The organism is Sorangium sp. So ce1036 (assembly GCF_051369805.1).
In the GTDB taxonomy this organism is placed as follows: Bacteria; Myxococcota_A; Polyangia; order Polyangiales; family Polyangiaceae; genus Sorangium; species Sorangium cellulosum_F.
This window is the reverse complement of the sequence record NZ_JBBMOX010000001.1, coordinates 200,009-216,967: the sequence shown is the minus strand read 5'-3', so window position 1 is coordinate 216,967 and position 16,959 is coordinate 200,009. Positions and strand designations below refer to the sequence as shown.

18 protein-coding genes and 1 pseudogene are annotated in these 16,959 nt (G+C 66.3%); 11 read left to right on the top strand and 8 right to left on the bottom strand.

The genetic code is table 11. From position 1 onward, the window contains the following. Positions 1 to 2: 2 nt before the first annotated feature. Positions 3 to 293, bottom strand: a complete 291-nt coding sequence (locus WMF31_RS00645) for a hypothetical protein (protein ID WP_436600089.1) — start codon at positions 291 to 293, stop codon at positions 3 to 5. 320 nt (positions 294 to 613) lie between these two features. Between WMF31_RS00645 and WMF31_RS00640 the strand changes: the two genes are divergently transcribed. After that, on the top strand, positions 614 to 1,123 hold the full coding sequence (locus WMF31_RS00640; protein WP_436600088.1) for a hypothetical protein: 510 nt from the start codon (positions 614 to 616) through the stop codon (positions 1,121 to 1,123). Between the two features lie 14 nt (positions 1,124 to 1,137). Further along, positions 1,138 to 2,742, top strand: a complete 1,605-nt coding sequence (locus WMF31_RS00635; protein WP_436600087.1) for a baseplate J/gp47 family protein — start codon at positions 1,138 to 1,140, stop codon at positions 2,740 to 2,742. An 8-nt stretch (positions 2,743 to 2,750) separates the two neighbouring features. Here the strand turns inward: WMF31_RS00635 and WMF31_RS00630 are convergent, their stop codons facing one another. Further along, complete coding sequence (locus WMF31_RS00630; RefSeq protein WP_436600086.1) at positions 2,751 to 3,635, bottom strand: hypothetical protein; 885 nt, start codon at positions 3,633 to 3,635, stop codon at positions 2,751 to 2,753. A gap of 56 nt (positions 3,636 to 3,691) precedes the next feature. Here WMF31_RS00630 and WMF31_RS00625 point away from each other — a divergent pair, with 56 nt between their 5' ends. The 3 genes from WMF31_RS00625 to WMF31_RS00615 are packed head-to-tail and all read left to right on the top strand — an operon-like array spanning position 3,692 to position 5,315. Further along, positions 3,692 to 4,501, top strand: a complete 810-nt coding sequence (locus WMF31_RS00625) for a hypothetical protein (RefSeq protein ID WP_436600085.1) — start codon at positions 3,692 to 3,694, stop codon at positions 4,499 to 4,501. 2 nt (positions 4,502 to 4,503) lie between these two features. Further along, on the top strand, positions 4,504 to 5,082 hold the full coding sequence (locus WMF31_RS00620) for a hypothetical protein (protein ID WP_436600084.1): 579 nt from the start codon (positions 4,504 to 4,506) through the stop codon (positions 5,080 to 5,082). Continuing rightward, positions 5,079 to 5,315 carry a hypothetical protein gene (locus WMF31_RS00615; protein WP_436600083.1) on the top strand — a complete coding sequence of 79 codons (237 nt, stop codon included), beginning with the start codon at positions 5,079 to 5,081 and terminating at the stop codon, positions 5,313 to 5,315. Before WMF31_RS00620 ends, WMF31_RS00615 begins: the two co-directional genes overlap by 4 nt. Positions 5,316 to 5,391: 76 nt before the next feature. Here the strand turns inward: WMF31_RS00615 and WMF31_RS00610 are convergent, their stop codons facing one another. From WMF31_RS00610 to WMF31_RS00595, 4 genes and pseudogenes are all read right to left on the bottom strand, one after another. After that, on the bottom strand, positions 5,392 to 5,661 hold the full coding sequence (locus WMF31_RS00610) for a hypothetical protein (protein ID WP_129348459.1): 270 nt from the start codon (positions 5,659 to 5,661) through the stop codon (positions 5,392 to 5,394). Continuing rightward, entirely contained in the window at positions 5,658 to 6,494 is an 837-nt protein-coding gene (locus WMF31_RS00605; protein ID WP_129348457.1) for an ExeA family protein, read from the bottom strand. The genes WMF31_RS00610 and WMF31_RS00605 overlap by 4 nt, the downstream gene beginning before the upstream one ends. 86 nt (positions 6,495 to 6,580) lie before the next feature. Continuing rightward, positions 6,581 to 7,990 (bottom strand): annotated as a pseudogene (locus WMF31_RS00600) (IS481 family transposase); the annotation flags it as partial. Positions 7,991 to 8,090: 100 nt separating this feature from the next. Next, entirely contained in the window at positions 8,091 to 8,780 is a 690-nt protein-coding gene (locus tag WMF31_RS00595; protein ID WP_129348455.1) for a hypothetical protein, read from the bottom strand. 125 nt (positions 8,781 to 8,905) lie between these two features. Here WMF31_RS00595 and WMF31_RS00590 point away from each other — a divergent pair, with 125 nt between their 5' ends. The 3 genes from WMF31_RS00590 (at position 8,906) to WMF31_RS00580 (ending at position 11,493) form a co-directional block, all read left to right on the top strand. After that, positions 8,906 to 9,130: a hypothetical protein gene (locus WMF31_RS00590; RefSeq protein WP_436600082.1), complete on the top strand. Its 225-nt coding sequence runs from the start codon at positions 8,906 to 8,908 to the stop codon at positions 9,128 to 9,130. A gap of 609 nt (positions 9,131 to 9,739) precedes the next feature. Then, the gene (locus WMF31_RS00585) at positions 9,740 to 10,843 is read left to right on the top strand and encodes a DUF262 domain-containing protein (RefSeq protein WP_436600081.1); all 1,104 of its coding nucleotides are present in this window, start codon (positions 9,740 to 9,742) and stop codon (positions 10,841 to 10,843) included. Then, a complete protein-coding gene (locus WMF31_RS00580; RefSeq protein ID WP_436600080.1) occupies positions 10,840 to 11,493 on the top strand; it encodes an MAE_28990/MAE_18760 family HEPN-like nuclease in 654 nt (217 codons plus the stop codon). Before WMF31_RS00585 ends, WMF31_RS00580 begins: the two co-directional genes overlap by 4 nt. 298 nt (positions 11,494 to 11,791) lie before the next feature. Here the strand turns inward: WMF31_RS00580 and WMF31_RS00575 are convergent, their stop codons facing one another. Together WMF31_RS00575 and WMF31_RS00570 are read right to left on the bottom strand one after the other, a co-directional pair. Beyond that, positions 11,792 to 12,061 (bottom strand): hypothetical protein, encoded by a 270-nt coding sequence (locus WMF31_RS00575; protein WP_436606499.1) that lies wholly within the window; start codon positions 12,059 to 12,061, stop codon positions 11,792 to 11,794. A gap of 559 nt (positions 12,062 to 12,620) precedes the next feature. Further along, positions 12,621 to 13,130, bottom strand: coding sequence for a hypothetical protein (locus WMF31_RS00570; protein WP_436600079.1), 510 nt, complete (start codon positions 13,128 to 13,130; stop codon positions 12,621 to 12,623). A 306-nt stretch (positions 13,131 to 13,436) separates the two neighbouring features. Here WMF31_RS00570 and WMF31_RS00565 point away from each other — a divergent pair, with 306 nt between their 5' ends. The 3 genes from WMF31_RS00565 (at position 13,437) to tnpC (ending at position 16,494) form a co-directional block, all read left to right on the top strand. Beyond that, on the top strand, positions 13,437 to 13,853 hold the full coding sequence (locus WMF31_RS00565; RefSeq protein ID WP_436600078.1) for a helix-turn-helix domain-containing protein: 417 nt from the start codon (positions 13,437 to 13,439) through the stop codon (positions 13,851 to 13,853). Further along, positions 13,850 to 14,194 carry an IS66 family insertion sequence element accessory protein TnpB gene (gene tnpB / locus WMF31_RS00560; RefSeq protein WP_436600077.1) on the top strand — a complete coding sequence of 115 codons (345 nt, stop codon included), beginning with the start codon at positions 13,850 to 13,852 and terminating at the stop codon, positions 14,192 to 14,194. The genes WMF31_RS00565 and tnpB overlap by 4 nt, the downstream gene beginning before the upstream one ends. Positions 14,195 to 14,448: 254 nt before the next feature. Continuing rightward, positions 14,449 to 16,494 carry an IS66 family transposase gene (gene tnpC, locus WMF31_RS00555; RefSeq protein WP_436600076.1) on the top strand — a complete coding sequence of 682 codons (2,046 nt, stop codon included), beginning with the start codon at positions 14,449 to 14,451 and terminating at the stop codon, positions 16,492 to 16,494. Positions 16,495 to 16,959: the final 465 nt, after the last annotated feature.

Below are 16,959 nucleotides of genomic sequence, written 5' to 3'. Positions count from 1 at the left end.
TGCTACCGGAGCTCGATGCAGATCGGGCGGGTGAGCTCGGAGAGCGCCCGAAGCCGGCACTGGATCGTGTGCAGCGTGCCTGCCGCGAAGCGGTCCTCGCGCGCATTCAGCATCTCATAAAGAAGCTCAAGATCGCCGACGGCAGCCTCGATGGCGTCTCCCACTGCAAGCCTGTCGGGGCCGCATCCGAGCGCGAGCGAAACAATGCTCGCCATCTTGGACTCGGTGAGGCGGATCTGCGCGCTTACGCCTGTGCCGGTCGTCTCGTTCCTCGATCTGACTTTCCTGTCCATAGAACAAACCTCTCTGCAAGAGGTGCAAGGAGGGGAGCGCGACGCGTCGGCACCCACGCCGCGCTCCCCTCGCCTGCAACACCACGAAATCACGGGTCAAATGCCGGTGTCAACCTGTCGACGAATGCAGCATGTGCGTCGAACCACGCGCGGCGGACCGACGCGTCGAATCCTCCTGCATATGTATTTGCGGGGAGGGCGACGATCTTCTCAGGCGAATGGACGGCGGTACCTCCACGGCCCTCATTTTCATCGCACCTTGTAGGCAATTACCCACAGAGGCAGCCGGCTAGCGGGCCCCCCTCGATGGGAGGTGCGCCATGAGCGACGACCGGCTCTTACGCGTGCTGCGGGCGATCGTGCGGGAAATGTTCCCTCGGTACGATTTCCTGGGAAAGTACCGGTACCGAGTGCTCGCCATGGCTGGCGACCGGGTGGACCTCCAGGCCGTGCGGAAGGGTGCAGGGCTGCCGGATATCCTCCCCGTGCCCATCGCGGCTGGCATGGCCGGTCTGTCGGCGGAGCTGACGCCCGGCGCGATCGTGTTGGTCGAGTTCATCGAGGGCGATCCACAGCTTCCGATCGTCACAGCCTTCTCGCGGGACGGCGGCACCACCTTCTTGCCGGTCTCCCTGATTCTCGATGCGACGGATGCGGTGCGGATCGGCGAGCAGGCGAGCGCCGTCGAGCTCGGCGCGGCTACTGCGGTCGTGGTCCGGGACGGGGACCTCGTGAACATCGCCGGAGTCCAGCCGGGCCCCGGGGTGGTCGCGGTGCAGCTGAGCCTCGCTCCGCCTCCCGCGCAGGTGCTCTCGAAGGTGCGCGCATGAGCCTGCTCGAAGACGTGCTCGCCAGCGCGACCGCGGATGCCGAGATGACGGCCGCTGTCCCCGACCCCCACGGCTTCGGGGTCGATTTCGACTGCGCTGATGATCTGACCGAGCTCCTGGAGCTCGCGTCCGGGCCCAAGGCGCTCGCCCAAGCCGTCTACCGAAGGCTCACCACACCTCGCGCTGCGCTCCTCGATGCGCCCGACTACGGCTACGACCTCCGCGAGCTGCTCTGCAGGGGCATGACTTCGGCGGACCTCGCCGCCATCCCGGGGATCATCCGCTCCGAGGTCACGAAGGACGAGCGGATCTTCGACGTGACTACGCGCGTCTCCCAGCCAGCCGCCGACACGCTGGAGCTATCCGATCCACTGCACCACAGCCGAGGGGCCATTCGCCCTGGTCCTCAGCGTCACCGCCGAGACGGTCGCTCTCTTGGAGGTCCGGTCGTGATCTTGTTGCTGCCGATCGACCAGCTGACGAAGCCGCTGACGCGAAAGCAGGTGAGGGAGTCGATCTACCGGCTGCTCGCCGCGATGAAGCTCCCGGTCACCGCATGGCAGGACGGCGGGGTAGCCAAAGCGATCATCTCCGTTGTCTCGGCCATCTTCGCCGGATTCACCGAGGTCATCGCCCTCGCCATCCGCGCGAACTTCCTCGACACCGCCGAGGGGATCTGGCTGACGCTCCTCGCCTACTACGTTTACGGCGTCCAGCGCATCGAGGCGACGTTCGCATCGGGCGAGGTGCAGCTCGTCAACACGGGCGGCGGGATCTTCGAGTTCGAGCCGGGCGAGTTCATCTGCAGGCACGCGGTCTCCGGCCAGCAGTACACGAACGTCGCGTTCTTCAGGCTCGAGGCCGGGCAGACTCTCAACGTCGCGATCCGGGCCCTCGAGGCCGGCTCGCGCAGCTCAGCGACACCGGGCCAGATCACCGTGCTCGTGACGACCATGCGCGGCGTCACATGCTCGAACCCCGCGCCGGTCGTCGGGCGCGACGGGGAGACCGATCCCGAGCTCCGGGAGCGCTGCCGTGACTCGCTCGGGGCGCTCAGCCCCAACGGGCCGGAGGCCGCCTACTCCTACTGGGCGAAGAGCGCGCGCCGGGCAGACGGCCAGCCCGTGAACGTCAACCGCGTGTGGGTGAGCAAGGCGAGCTCCGTCGGGCATGTGACGGTCTACGTCGCCAGCCCAAGCGGCGCGGTACCTGGCACGATCGACGACGACTCCACGGACCTTGGCGCGGTCGACAAGGCGATCCGCACGAAGGTCGTACCGCTCGGCGTGACGTGCACGGTCGCGAGTGCCGTCCCGCATCCGCTCCCGATCACGTGCGAGGTGTGGATCTCCAAGGAAGCGAACCTGAACGAGGCGCAGATCATTCTCGATGTCGGGCAGCGAATCAACTCGTACTATTCGTCATCTCCCATCGGTGGGCACACACTCTCACCTGGGACCACGGGCTTCATATTCAAGAACGCGATCATAGGGCAAATTGAAGCCGTATACCCTTCTATCATCAAGGCAGACGTGAGCACCCCCGCAGGAGACGTCGAGCTTCTTGAAAATGAGGTAGCGCTCGGGAGCGTCAACTCAGTAACGGTGCATCAGGCATGACGGCACCGCTATATACACGTGCCATCGGCGTGCGACCCGTCGTGCTGAACGATGCGGCAGAGGACACCCGGCTCGCAGTACCCGGCTCCTCCCGGAAACGCACTACACACAGTGACGGTTGTTGGGGACGTGAACCACATGATGTAGTAAGAGTGCGTTTCTCCATCGCAGTCGATAAAGATCCCCTCCGGCGTCTCGCACTGCACGGGAATGTACGGCACGCAGGCGCGGTCCTGGCACAGACCCGCCGAGCACGCCGTCCCCGTCGGGACCGGCGCATGGATCGGGCCGGTCGCTGTGCACGCATCGACGGTGCACTCGTTGCCATCGTCTGGAACGTCGGCCGGTGCAGACATGACCAGCTCGCCGCCGGAACCGTCGCATTGCAGCTCGCGACAGTCGCCGGGGGTCTGCTCGGCGAGGGGGCCCGCCGGTGCGAACTCCCGGCCGCACACGCCGGCCTCGCAGGTTCGCCACGCGCACGCGCCATCCAGCCCCGGGCAGTCCGCGGGCATTGTGCATTCCGGCTCGGCGCCGCCGCTTCCGCCGCTCCCGCCCCCTCCCATGCCTCCGGAGCCGGCCTCTCCTGCCCCTCCGTCGCCCGAGGACGAGCTCGACGGGGTGGCCGAGCTATATCCCCCGCCTCCCTGCCCTCCGCAGCCGTCGCAGGGCCCGTAGCCGCTCCCGTCGAGCAGGCAGGTCTGGATGCCGTTCGGCGCTCCCCCCGGGCAGTCGCAGGCGATCTGGTGGCCAGGCTCGCAGACCTCCGAGCCGCCCGTCGAGGAGATCGTCTCCGCGTGGTCGGGGGGCGGCGTCCAGAAGAGCCGCTCCTCGTCAGGAGTGCACCCAGAGATCACCACGGCGAGCACGATGCCCGGCACTGCCTCGCGCATAGCCCCGCAGCCTACGCAGTGGCCATCCGGCGTCAACGCCAGCAGGGAGCCGCGCCGTGGCAAGACTGAGCTTCCGCGAGACGCTCCGCCGCTATGTGCCTCCCTGGCTGTCGGACCGGCCCGGTAGAACGGTCGGGTTCCGTTTCCTGTACGCGATCGCTTCCGTCCTCGATGCAGGCGCGGAGGTGCTCGTGCAGGGGCTCCAGGCGCGCTTCCCCGGCCTCGGGACGCCGACGGCGCTCCCGTACATCGGCCGGGATCGGCGGATCGTCCGCGGCCCCTTGGAGAGCGACGCCGCGTACGGCGCACGGCTCGTTCGATGGCTCGACTACTGGCGCGCAGCGGGCAACGCGTACGTGCTCGCGCTGGCCTTGCAGAGCTTCTTGTATCCAGGGCATCCCAGGATCCGGATCGTGACCCGCTCGGGTGTCTGGTACACGCTCGAGCCTTCCGGCGAGCTGCACTGGCATCGAGCAGAGCCGAGCAACTGGGACTGGGATTCGCTCACCCACCCGGAGCGCGCGGGCAACTGGTCCGAATTCTGGGTCATCGCCTACCCGCCCCACTACGCGTCCGACGGCAACTGGGGCGACGGTACCTCGACCTGGGGACCAGGCGACACGTTCGGCGTGCAGACCACGACGAGCAACATCGCTGCCATCAAGGCGATCATCCAGCAGTGGAAGGGCGCGCACACGAGGTGCGCGATGTTCATCCTGGCCTACGACCCGTCGAGCTTCGACCCGGCATCGCCGCCGGGTGCTCCGGGGATGCCGGACGGGCGATGGGGCCACTGGTCCAAGGACGACGGCGCGGGCGGGCGCGTGAAATCCAGGCGCGAAGACGCGCGTTACGTGGAGGTCTGAGCATGGCTCAATACAGCGGGCAGGAGCGCTTTCCGACGTCATTCGAGATGGTGAACGATGGGGCCGGGCGCGACGCGGCAGGCGTCAACGTCGGGCTCGAGGCGCTCGCCGACCGTACGCTCTTCCTGCGTAACGTCGGATTCCGTCGGGTGGCGTTCTGGTCATACGATGATCAGACCAGCTTCCGCTCATGGGCATTCAACAGCACCACCTACAGCCCCAACTTCACGTTCCCCAACGATTGGGTCGTGACGGTCCCCAACACCCGCGTTGGCGACATCATCATGGTCGACGCTTCTGCGTTCTTCAACGCCGACTCGACGTTCGCGTTCTGGAAGATCGGCGCGACGGACAACTTCACCGGAGGCGGGACGGAGACGTTGACCCCTGGCCTGATGCGGCTTGGCGGTGGAGCCCAGATGTGGGCCACCTTTACCACACTTCACACCGTTGCCGTCGCGGGGATCACGCGGATCCGGTTGCTGGGACGCTACGAGGGCAGCCTCAATGCCGGGTTCTCAGCCGCTGCGAGCGGCGTGCTGCGTGCGGCCCTCTTTCGCTCGAGTGGGAGCTCGGAGTGATCATACTCAGCTGGATCGACACGCTGTTCTTCGGCGTCCGCCGCATCCTCGCCGCGGGGGTCGAGCTGCCGGAGCGGCCCGCCCTCAACTTTGTCGGGGCGGTCTGCGCTGACAACCCGGCCGAGAACCGGACCGACGTGTTCATCTCGGTGGCGTGGCTCATCAGCCCCGTCGTGATGGGCGCCTACACGGCTCGATCGCGCGAGTTCGTCAGAGTCAACCTGAACGACTGAGCATAACCACGAGAATTGAGGGGCTCTTGCGCACGGAGCTTGAGGGACGCGGAGCGTCAAGCGGGTAGCTTGCGCGTCAGAAGGGGATGCCGTCATCGTCGGGTTGTTCGAGGACGCGGTGGACGGCCGAGCGGTAGGAGCGGATGGCGCCGCGGAGCGAGCGGATCTGGACGAGCAGATGGCGTGCCGCGCACAGCGTAGGCGGCTCCGTCGGCTCGGCGAGCGTGTCGAGGGTCGGGTGCTCGAGCCGGAGCGCGGTGGAGACGGCATCGAGCGCAGCGGAGAGCAGCCGCAGCTCCAGGAGCTCGCGCGCGGCGTAGAGCCTGCGGCGGACCGAGGGGCTCATCGCTTCTTCGTCGATGCTTTCGGCCGCTGGGGCGGAGAGAAGACCTCGAGGTAGAGCTTCTCGTCGAGCCGTGGCAGGCCGCGGTCGGCGCCGGCGGCGAGCAGCTCGTCGCAGAGGTTCATCAGGATGCGGTAGTTGCCGGCGGCGTGATCGACGAGGGTGGCCTTCAGCTCCGGGGTCATCAAGGCGAGGTTGCCGGCGGCCTCGAGGAGATGGTCGAGACAGGCGGTGAGATCGTCGCGGGAGGCGTAATCGAGGTGGAGGCGGCGGCGGATGCGGCTGCCGAGGGGCAAGAGCTCGGGGGTACGCAGCCGCTCGGGCAGGCGGCCGTCGCCGGCGAAGATGACGCAGAGCAGCTGGCGAGCGTCGAAGTCCTTGCTGGCGAGGATGCGCAGCTCGCAGAGCACCTGAGTGAGCGCCTCCTGCGCCTCATCGAGGATGAGCACGGGGCGGCTGCGCGTCGTGCTGATGTGCTCGCTCCAGCGCGTCCGCAGCGCCTTGAAGCCGCCCCAGCGGTTATGGGCGCTCAGGGGCACGCCGAAGAGCTCGCCGAGCTCACGATAGAAGTCGGGCACGCGGCTCTGCGGGTGCTCGATGGTCCCGACCGTCACGTCAGGCAAGGTGCCGAGGTGCTCACGCACGAGCCTGAGCGCGACGCTCTTGCCGGTGCCGGGGTCGCCGGTGACGAGCGCGAAGCCGCCGTCGGTGACGCCGCTCTCGACGCGCCGCAGGAAAGTGTGGACCTGTGGCGTGACGTGGAGCGCCTCGACGGGGAGGTCGGGTCGGAAGGGGTTGAAGATGAGACTGTAGAGGGACAGGATCTTCGAGGTCATGAGAGGGCCTCCTCCGTCGATTCAAGACAAGGATCTTGGTTCGCTGGGTCGAGCGCGGCGCCATCCTCGGGAGCGCCGTCCTGCCCGCCGTCGTCGAGCGCCAGGTACGCAGGCGGCAACCCGGTGGCGGCGTACTCGGCCATCAGCGCCTTGAGGTGCGGCGCGATCCCGGAGCGCCGCGGCGCCGGCGCGGGCTCGGAGAGCGCGCGGCGCGCGCGATCGGCGTTCTTGACCTTGTCGAGCGGCCGGAGCGTGGTGAGGTGAGCGCCGGTGCGCGGGTCGACCAGATCGACATGGCTGAGGTCCCAGCGCGCCACGCGAAGGCGGAGCCGGTTCAGGGTGCGATAGGCAGAGGGGACCTCGTAGCGCACGCCGCACGCCGTCACGGTCCCATCGCTTTTGCGCTGGGTACGCGTGATCTCCATGCGAAAGGCGCGGCGCAGCTCCTCGGAGCCAGGGCTGGGCCGGCCGACGTCGGGACCGCGAAGGTAGCGTTCCAGCGGCGTCTCCTTGAGCTCGCTATGGACAGCGCGGTGGTACTCCTGCTCGATCCATGCCTGGGTGGCCTGGTTGAGCAGGCTGAGGGTCAACCCCTCGACGCCCTCGAGCATGGCGAGCAGGCGCTTTTCGATCGGGCCCCAGAAGGACTCTTGTTTGCCGTTCTGGGCGGGCGTGCGGGGCATCGTGTTGAAGTTGACGATGCCGAGGCGCAAGAGCCCCTCCGTGGTCTCGGCGGCGACCATCTGCGAGCCGTTGTCGTCGAGCAGGGCGCGCGGCAGTCCTCGCTTCTGGATCCCCTGCGAGAGCGCATGCACCAGGGCTTGCGTGTTCTCCTTGTAGTACCACTGCCCGTGGCAGCAGACCCGCGAGGCATCGTCGAGTACGCCGAGCATGACCGGCTTCACCCACGCGCCGGACGGGTGGAGCACCTTGAGCGAGCCCTTGTGGAAGTCGAGGTGCCACAGCCCGTTGACATGCTCGACCTCGAAGGACCTGACCTCGCGGGGCACGTAGCCCTCGCCCCGGGCGATACGGGTCTGCCGTTTCTTCTTCGTCAGGCCCTGGTCCTTCATGAAGCGGCAGATCGTCGCGTAACCGGGGAGCTTCCCGAGCGATGGATCCTGCTTCGCGCTCGCACAGAGGTTGTCATAGTGGAGCTGGTAACTCCAGGTCTCGTGCTCGGCGTGCTGCTTGCCGAGCGCGGCGGCGAGAGCCGGCGTGACGCTCGGATGGGTCCCGGCGTGCTTGGGCACCTTGCGTGCGAGCGCCCGAAACGGGTCGAGCTCGCTGCGCGCGGCGTAGTACCACCGCTCGATCGTCTTGGCGGAGAAACAGACCGTCTCGCCGGTCGTCGGGTGATGCCAGGGGCGGCCGGAGAGCTCGGCGATGGTCTCGCCGAGCCGCCCCCGCACCGCCGGCGAGGCGAGCAGCGGTCCGATGATCGAAAGGCGCAGACGTGCCCATCGCACGCGCGCTGGCGTGTCTTCGTGGCTCATGGGTCCTCTCCGCGGGCAGGGTCATCTGTCCGTGCGCCGCGAGGGAAACCCTACGCCAACCTGCGAATCCCTTCATTTTACATCTTCTGCGTGCCCCTCATCAGGCCCCAGCGCTCCTCAGAAATCGTGCGCCGTCAGCGACAGACCCCGTGCTCAGCGGCGCCAGCAGCTTGAGCAGCGCCGTGACCTGCTCGACGGCGCTGCCGGTCAGCCGCTCGAGCAGCGAGCAGGGCAGTCTCGCCGCGTCCACGGGCGAGGCGAGCAGCCCGCGCAACGCCACGAACAGGCCCGTGACCGGCAACTCCGTCTGCCACCACCTCGACCACCGCCCGAGCGTCCGCGCCGGGACCTGCGTCGCCGGGGTCCGTCTCGGCGAGGCCTGCGCCGGCGCGACCTCTGCCGGCGGCACGTCTGCCGGCGGGACCTGCGCCGGCGGACACGCCGTCGTGCGCCGCAAAAGCGCGCTCGCGCTCGCGACGATGACGACCGCGCCGAGGTAGACGCGCCGGCCCAGAAAGACGACCGACGGCGGCGTGCGCCGCCGCCGGCACCCCTCCCGGCGGCAGCAGTAGCTGATCCTTCGCACCGGCGGCTCCGCGGTCGCCGCGATGAAGCGATCGCCGCGGGGCTTGCGGTCATAGTCGCTACGATCCAGCGGGCCGCCGCACCGCGGGCACCCCGCCCGCGCCACCTGCCGCGCGATCTCCTGGTCGATCTCCTGGAGGCATGAGAAAAATTTGTCCCCGAGGACAAAGGCGAGCCAGCATGCATCCTCTCCGGTCTTCCACACCCGGAGCGGGCCCTCTCGGACGACTTATGGCAAGTTTTCTGAGGGGGCTTCGTCTTTTGTTCCTCGGCAAACCTGATCGGAATCGAGCGAACGCCCCTCCATCTTGAAGGCGCTGCTCAGACCCGGTGACCATCACGCTCCCGTCGGCCCTGGGGAACGTCGGCGCGGAGATCTTGATCAAGGAGGTCGTCGGAGGGAGCAGGACGCTCACGCTCGCCGCCGGGACCGGGCAGACCATCGAGGGGGCTCCCACGTTCAGCCACGGCGGCCCGTGGGCGTGCCTCCGGCTGATGAGCGACGGCACCGGCTGGCTCGTCGTCGGCTCCTACGAGGGGCCGCCCCCCTCCTGAGCGCCGAGCCTCCCCCCTGCGGGGCTCCCTGCGGAGAGCGAGGCGGGCGAGGCCGACGAGAACGGGCCCGTCCCAGGGCCCACGGCGCGCCCGAGGACGTCGCCGCTGCATGCTCCGTCCCAGCGCGACGAGGGGCGCACGGGCGCGCGCCGGGCTGGCCGGCGCGGCGCTTCAGGCGTGCGAGCTGAGCCAATAGAGGTCATGCACCCAGCAGCGAGAGCTTGCCGCTGGGCCTGCCTTGGTGCCGCCCGGAGAGCCAGCGGTTCCCGCGCTGCCGGCAAGGCGGCGCTAGCCGGAGCCGCGGCCCGGCGCTATGGTCATCAGCGGGGCGGGAGGCGACGGTGTGCCTCGGGCGGCGCCCTGAGGTGGCCGGCCGGGCGCTCCGGCCGTGTGCGGTATGCAGCGTGTGTCTAGTAAGCGGCGTGGTGGCTCGACTTCCCGGACACGGCTAGCGACGCCCACACATGAACACAGCTCCCGAGCAGAGTTTAGCACGCTACGTGGTCCATCGTCCCGCACCGCGCCGCGCTGGGCGCCACGGTTCGAGAGGTAGCCCTGCCTTGACTTTGCGACCATTTGGACGCTAGCGTACCGAACCGGGAAAACCACATGTCATTATCGCAAGAGATCGACAAACACGCCGCAGTAGTTTCAACATCATCGTACTCCATGTCGGTCGGAGAGATGATCTCAATGTATCGCGACGGCGAACTGGATTTGCATCCCGAATTCCAACGTTTCTTCCGATGGACACCAGAGCAGAAGTCGCGCTTCATCGAATCACTCCTCTTAAGCATTCCCATCCCACCGATTTTTGTCGCGGAGCGCGGCGACTCAAAGTGGGACGTTATCGACGGGCTGCAGCGACTTTCCACAATTCTAGAGTTATTGGGCGAGCTAAGAAACGAAGACGGCACAATCAAGCCCGCCCTCAAACTAACGAAAACACGATATCTCCCCAGCCTCGCCGACAAGGAGTGGTCCGCCAGCGAAGAGGAGCGCCAGCTTCCAGAGGACGCACGTATACGGATAAAGCGCGCTCGACTTGACATTAACATAGTCAGAAACACCAGCAGCAAGATCGCCAAGTACGAAATATTTCAGCGATTGAACACAGGCGGCTCAATCGCCACCGATCAAGAGGTTCGAAGTTGCATCTTGATCATGGTGAACCGCGAGTTCTTCCAGTGGGCGCGAGAGCTCGCGGACGAACCTTCGTTCCGCGAGTGCATTCCCATGACAGATCGCGCACAAGACGAAGCCTATGACCTGGAACTCTTTGTGCGCTTCTTAGTACTCACCATAGTTCGCAGGAGTGAGCTTCGTCAGATTGCTGAGCTGGGCGATTTCTTGACAGAAGAGTCAATAAAAATTGCATCCGACCCCGATTTTGACCGCGACAAATTGGCGACCACATTTCGCAGCTTGTTCGAGTTTCTCGCGGCGAACCTTCGCTCGAACAGCTTCCGCCGCCACGACTCAACGCAGCGTCGATATCTCGGGCCAATGCTCATTTCTTTATTCGAAGTTGTCGCAATTGGACTCGGGCGGCGGCTGCTGCGGGGCAGGGAATTGCCCGCACCGGAACAACTCCTAAAAGCGCACAAGAGGCTCTGGAAAAACCCTAAACTGATCGATTATGTTGGTTCGGGGGTCAATGCATCTCGACGCATACCCAAGACAGTGCTCTTCGGGGAGGCGTGGCTTGCATGAAAGTACGAACGGCTGAAGACCTGCTCGACCTACTAGACAATTCAAGCCAACGCAGAAAGCGAGAGTTAACTACTGTTCATGCTGGAATTAAGGATTGGCGCGCTCACGAGATGGCCTTTGCCCACCGCGCCGCGGTAACATTCGCATATGCGCACTGGGAAGGCTTCGTCAAGGATGCCGCGCAGGGTTACGTCGCCTACGTTGATAATCTTGGACCTCCGTTCTGTGAACTGATAGCCAACTTTCAAGCTTTGGCCTGTAAGACAAAGATCATGGTGGCAGGAGCGGCAACAAAGCGAATCGCTCCACACTTCGAGGTCGTAGGGCTATTCACACAACAGAGCATGCAGCGAGTTCGAATCGATGCCGTCAAAGCGATCGACACAGAATCCAATTTGACGTGGGAAGTATTCCAAAACATTTGCTTATCAATCGGCGTTAACGTTGATCCTAAGTGGGTCGTATATGCACATTGGATCGATGAATTGTTTCAGAGCCGGTGCGCGATTGCACACGGCGCCTTGGTGCAGATTGAAGCAAAATACGCCAACGAGGCGATCCGCCAGGTAATCGACTTTCTCGATTGGTTCAAGAGTGATGTCGAGAATGCTGCCATCATGAGCCGATTCCGTAGACCCAACGCAGCGTAGCGCTCGTCCAGGATCCGGTCGTGACGGGCAATTCCCTGGCGTCGCCGACGACCCCTGCGCGGCGAATCCAGCGGTCCAACTCGGCGAGGTCGGTGCTCGCGAGGATGCGCTCCCGCGCTGCCGCGGGCCGGAGGTCTCAGCCCGCACCCTGGGCAAGGAGGCGCAGGCCGGTCCAGCACGTCGACGTTAGTTCTCACAGCCGAGTGAACCGTCCGCCTTCGAGCAGCACCCGGCGGGGGGCGAAGACGAGTACGCCTGGGGCCCAGCGATGGGCAGGCTCAGCGCATCCGCGGGTCGCTCATTCGTCCTCCTTCATTCGCGGCTCGAGGGGCGGATCGAGCGCATCACCATGGACCCCGCGCAACACGATCGCGGCGTGTCGGGCTGCGTTTTCGACCGCATCGAGGGGATCCACACCGTATGTGGCAGTGCGGCGCCCATCGATGTCCACAGCGACGTCCCAAGGCCACTCTTCTCCCGGGAGGTTTCGCGTCGGCTCGTGGATGCGAACCACGATGTCGCGCGGCTCGCCCTCTTCTGGAGTCAACTTAAACGTCAGCTCGATCATCACCTACACCTCTTGTCACAATCCCTGAGACACCGGATATATTCTTGGGAACACCTGTCCAGACAGGCTCTATCCCCCCTTGGGCAGTTTTTGCGGCAGAGCTCCGATATCCGATCACACTTTTCTTTGCATGCCTCTTTGCAGTCAGACGAACTTGAGCCTGTGCCCCACTCGCAAGAGCCGCAAGACTGCGCTTCGGAGCTCTTCCCGACTCCATAAGCCATCTCGCAATAGTCCTTGGCTTCATCGAGTGACGCATGCTTGCCCTGGTACAGGGTCGTGCAGGTAGATGTGCTTCCCCTACAGATGCTCGAACCGGCCTTCCATGTGACCGTACACGTCACCGTTTGCGAGGCGCACAGATCATAGGAACCGTAGTCACCGTCGGTGCTTTGCGGCTTCCGCGGCACATTACCGAAGCCTCCTGCCCCCGTCGGGTAGATAATGCCGCCGCCGGCACCGCTCGTTTCATCGCCAGGGAGCCAGCACTCACCGACGTCGAAATTGCAAGCAACAAGACCAGCGAAAAGACCGACGAGCAGGACCGCAAAAGCTCTGTTCATTTCGACTCTCCCCCAAATCTCCAAACAGGCCCAGCAGCGACCATCGCCACCCAGCTACCATGAAGCACGCGACTATCTCCACCAGCCCAATCCAGGTTGGCGCTCACGGACATGCCCAGGGGCTCGGAGAAGTACCAGTCGGTCTGTGCGTGACCGCCCGGAGCAACCCCCACCACTCGGTTGCAGCTCATGGGGCTGCACACCGGCATCGAGTAGATCGACACGGACGGTCCGAGGCTCGCCTTGCCCGTCTTCCAGGCGTACACGAGGGCGACCGCTGTTCGATCGTAGATCCCGACGCGAGTGCCAGGAACGACGCTGAACATGTTGTGGAGCTCGATCTGGAAATCCTTCTCTCGGCGCCACAGCAACCCGCCGAAGGGGCTCAGCGCGAGCCTCGGGCCGGTCCCGATCTGGAACCCGCCCACGCTCACGCCACCGCTGAACTCGAACGCCCTTGCCGGCGTCGGGACGACGACGAGCGCACAGGCACAAACGCATAGCACGAGCGCCCTCGCCTGCCTCTTCGGCCCGTGGCCCATGCTTCACCCCCCATGGGCACCGTCCTCCTGCTGGAAGCCGGCGTCAACCGGTAATCCAGGACCCAATTATGTCCGCGCTGTCACCGCGCCTACGGCGAGCCGTGCGCTGGCCCGGAGGGGCTCCAACCAGTGCTTACGAGCGTCGTCCTGGGTTCGTTTGTCTCCGTGTAGCCGCTCCGCAGACCACGTCTTTCCCTTGGCCAGATTCGGTTGCACGCTACGCGACGTCCGGTGAGGGCCGTGCCCTCGCCGAGCGAAGAGGAGCGAGCGATGCCAGGAAGCAGGGAGCTGGTGCAGCTGCGTGCGGAGCTGTCGAGGTATCGAGAGCAGAAGAGCCGTGGGAAGTACCCGAGCGAGCTGCGGGAGCGAGCCGAGGCGTACGCCAGGGAGCGTTCCCGCGCGGGGGCGACGCCGACCGAGATCGCCACGGAGCTCGGTGTCCACAAGATGACTGCCGACCGATGGCTGGCTGGCGGTGAGCGCGTAGACGACGGGGCGTTGCCAGGAGCCACCAAGGCGGCTCAACAGGATGTTCCGTTCCTACCCGTCGTGGTGCGCCCGGAGCGCCGAGAAGCGCCGTCTTTGCGGCTCAACGTCGCATTTACCGATGGGACGCGGATGCAGGTATGTGGGATAGGCGCGCGCGACCTCGTGGAAGCGATCGAAGCGTTGCGGAGGGGACGGTGACCCCCGCGACGATAGCCGTCTATCTGGCGGTCGGTCCAGTGGACTTGCGTGGCGCATTCGACCGGCTCGCCGCGATCACCCGGCAGGTGCTGTGTCTGGACCCGGCCAGTGGCGCGCTGTTCTTGTTCCTCAATAAGAGGCGCAACCGGCTGAAGGCACTTTGGTGGGACCGCAACGGGTATACAATCCTGTACAAGCGTCTCTCGAAGGGTGCATTTGTTCTGCCCTCGTTCACCGAGGCCGACGGCAAGTGTATCGAGCTGTCAGCACACGACTTCGCGCAACTGCTCGCCGGTCTACCCGTGGAAGAGCTGGCAAGCCGCCGCCGGGTGGTCCACTGAGGCGTCTGCGCCGCCGCTCGTTCACCGCGCTGCCGGCGCCAGCGCAGCCCGATGGTGGCCGGCGCAGCCCGATGCGGAGATGGATCAGGGCACGAGCTGCATCATCCCGAAGACCTCGCGAGAGCGCGGCGCCGAGGGCGCACCATGCCTGTTTGCATTCCCGTCTTCGGTGAGAAATTCTCATCAAAGACAGCGAATATTGTCTACATAAGGTACTTGCCAAGCGCAAGCAAAGGGGGCATTCATGGCGCGCCTTGACCTCGACGACCCGACCCGGTGAGACCGAGCTGCCGCAGCCAGCGGAGACAGAGCGCCTTGACGGCGCGGCGCTCGTGCTCGGCTATCTCCAGGCCAGGGGACAAGGACAGGGGAGCCCCGCCGACGCCGCGTCGGTGGTCGACGCGCTGCTCCGGCGGGTGCAGGAGCTCGAGGCGAGGCTGGCCGACCTCTCGACGGCGGCGCAGCAGGCGCAAGAGCTCGCTCGCTCTGTCGAGTCGCTCAAGGCGTATAATCAACAGCTGCAGGAGACGATCCGGACCTTGGAGATCGGGTTCCGGCGCCATGTTTCCGAGCGAGTCTCGCCTGACCAGCTGCGGCTTTCGCTGGCCGGGGAGCCCGATGCCTGTTCGGGGGCGGCTGCACCGCAGGCCGAGGGCCTCGACGCCTCGCCCGAAGCAGACGCAGACGAGGTCAGCAGCCCGCCGCCGGGCCCCGCGAGCCCGCCGGAGCGCGCGGGGACGGCAGAATCCTCCTCCGGCTCGGATCCCGGAGGAGGCAAACGAGCCAAGCGCCACGAGCACGGGCGCCGCCGCATCAGTGTCATTCCGCGGGTAGTCATCGAGTCGCTGCCGCCGGAGGTGCTGCTCAAAGGCATCGAGCGCTTCGAGCGTGTGGGCGCCGAAGACAGCTCGGTGATCGGCCACCGGCGCGGCGGCCCCGTGGAGATCATCTGGCGTCGCCCCAAGTACGTGGCCAAGGCGGAAGCGCCGGCGGCGAGCAGCGGAGCGGGCGAGGAGCCTGCTCCTTTGCCAGCCGGTGGACCGGCCCTCACGCGCGAGCTCGACGAGCCCCTCGTCGTGCGGGAGCACGAGCTCCTGGGGATCCCCGCGGACACGGGCTTCAAGCGAAGCCCCTTCGTCGACGGCGTCCTCGTTCGCTACACGCCCGAGTCGGACGCTGCGGAGGACAGCGGCGGACCGGTGAAGATCGCCTCGCTGCCGGAGCGCCCGATCGACAGGTGCCTTGCCGATCCGAGCCTCTTGGCCCACCTGTTCGTCCACAAGCTCGACTACCACACGCCCTACTACCGGCAAGAGGTGGAGTCGGAGCGCCACGGCTTCCGCATCGGCCGCGGCAACATGACACGCTGGCAGTACGATTGTGGTGGCATCGCGATGCGCATCGCCGATGCCATCTGGAGCGACGCGCTCTCGAGGTCGTGGTTCGCCATGGATGCGACGGGCACCGCCATCCGGGCCAAGGAGAAGCACCGCTACGGGCATGTCTTCGTCCTGGTCGCGCCGGGCGATGGGGTGCTGTTTCGCTATACACCGACGTACGACGGCCCCACCGTCACGAAGCTCTTCGGCGGCTACCAGGGGACGCTCGTCGCCGATGCCTCGTCCAACCACAACGTGCTGTTCGGGCCGGGCAAGGCGCGCGAGGCCGGCTGCTGGAGCCATGCACGAAGGCGCTTCTTCAAGGCGTTCAAGGCCGGGGCGGGCAAGGAGGCGGCGTTCGCGCTCCAGACCCTCCAGGCGCTCTTCCGGGTCGAGGAGGAATGCGCGCTGTGCAGCCCCGACGAGCGCCTCGAGATCCGGAAGCGCGAGTCCGCACCGCTGATTGGCAAGCTCTTCGCGTGGGTCGAGGCGCGGCGGCAGGTCGTCCCGGAGCATTCGCCATTGCGCGAAGGGCTGGTCTATCTGCACAACCAGAGGGCCGCGCTCTGCGAGTTCCTCTCCAACGGGGAGATCCCCATCCACAACAATGCCTCCGAGAGGGCGCTGCGCCGCGTCGTCAAGGGGCGGCGCAACTGGCTCTTCCACGGCAGCGACGAGCATGCGGTCCGGGCGTGCGCCATCACGTCGCTCATCGCGACCTGCCAGGTGCACGGGCTCGATCCCGAGCTTTACTTGCAGGAGATCCTGACCGTGGCTCCGAGTTATCCGCTCAGCCGCATCCTCGACCTGAGTCCCAAGAACTGGGTCGCGACGCGACAACGCCTCATCGCCGAGGGGCGGCTGAAGTACCTGGACCTGGCTCGGATCACCGGCTCGCGGCTCGTCCTGCGCGCTCGCTGATCGCGCCGCGTCGCCCGCTTCCATCGCGCCCACAGCGCTCGTCGCGTTCGGAGCGGCCGAGCCAGGCGCGCGTCCTTTCCGCGCCGAGGAGCGTCGGCTCGTCGAGCCGGCGCTGTCGTCGCTTTGCCCGGCCGCCGTCGAGCTCGTCCTGGCGGGGGGCCTTCGGGTCGCATCGCTTCCGCGCTGCTTGTCCGCGCCTCGCGTCGGCCGCCGTCCGCCCACCTCCTCCGCGGACGGGAGGGCGGCGCTCTCGCGGCGCCGCACGCCTGCGGCGTCGGCTGCTCCCGCGCGCTCCTTCTGCCCGGCCGCGCGACGCGGTTGCCCCTTCGCGCGGGCGGGGGCGTCCTCGCGACCTTGCCACGCGACGTGCGGCGCAGACAGCGTCAGCACCGCCGTTGTCAGGCTCGGGATCTCGACTCCCTCCTCCCCGCTCCGTCGCTTCGTCATCGCACCGCGACTCTACGC

Bases quoted from the DNA above. Each gene is read 5' to 3' on its own strand.
- WMF31_RS00610 (WP_129348459.1), bottom strand. From the start codon at position 5,661: ATGAGCCCCTCGGTCCGCCGCAGGCTCTACGCCGCGCGCGAGCTCCTG.
- WMF31_RS00580 (WP_436600080.1), top strand. From the start codon at position 10,840: ATGAAAGTACGAACGGCTGAAGACCTGCTCGACCTACTAGACAATTCA.
- WMF31_RS00645 (WP_436600089.1), bottom strand. From the start codon at position 293: ATGGACAGGAAAGTCAGATCGAGGAACGAGACGACCGGCACAGGCGTA.
- WMF31_RS00565 (WP_436600078.1), top strand. From the start codon at position 13,437: ATGCCAGGAAGCAGGGAGCTGGTGCAGCTGCGTGCGGAGCTGTCGAGG.
- WMF31_RS00605 (WP_129348457.1), bottom strand. From the start codon at position 6,494: ATGACCTCGAAGATCCTGTCCCTCTACAGTCTCATCTTCAACCCCTTC.
- WMF31_RS00620 (WP_436600084.1), top strand. From the start codon at position 4,504: ATGGCTCAATACAGCGGGCAGGAGCGCTTTCCGACGTCATTCGAGATG.
- WMF31_RS00640 (WP_436600088.1), top strand. From the start codon at position 614: ATGAGCGACGACCGGCTCTTACGCGTGCTGCGGGCGATCGTGCGGGAA.
- WMF31_RS00585 (WP_436600081.1), top strand. From the start codon at position 9,740: ATGTCATTATCGCAAGAGATCGACAAACACGCCGCAGTAGTTTCAACA.
- WMF31_RS00575 (WP_436606499.1), bottom strand. From the start codon at position 12,061: ATGATCGAGCTGACGTTTAAGTTGACTCCAGAAGAGGGCGAGCCGCGC.
- WMF31_RS00630 (WP_436600086.1), bottom strand. From the start codon at position 3,635: ATGCGCGAGGCAGTGCCGGGCATCGTGCTCGCCGTGGTGATCTCTGGG.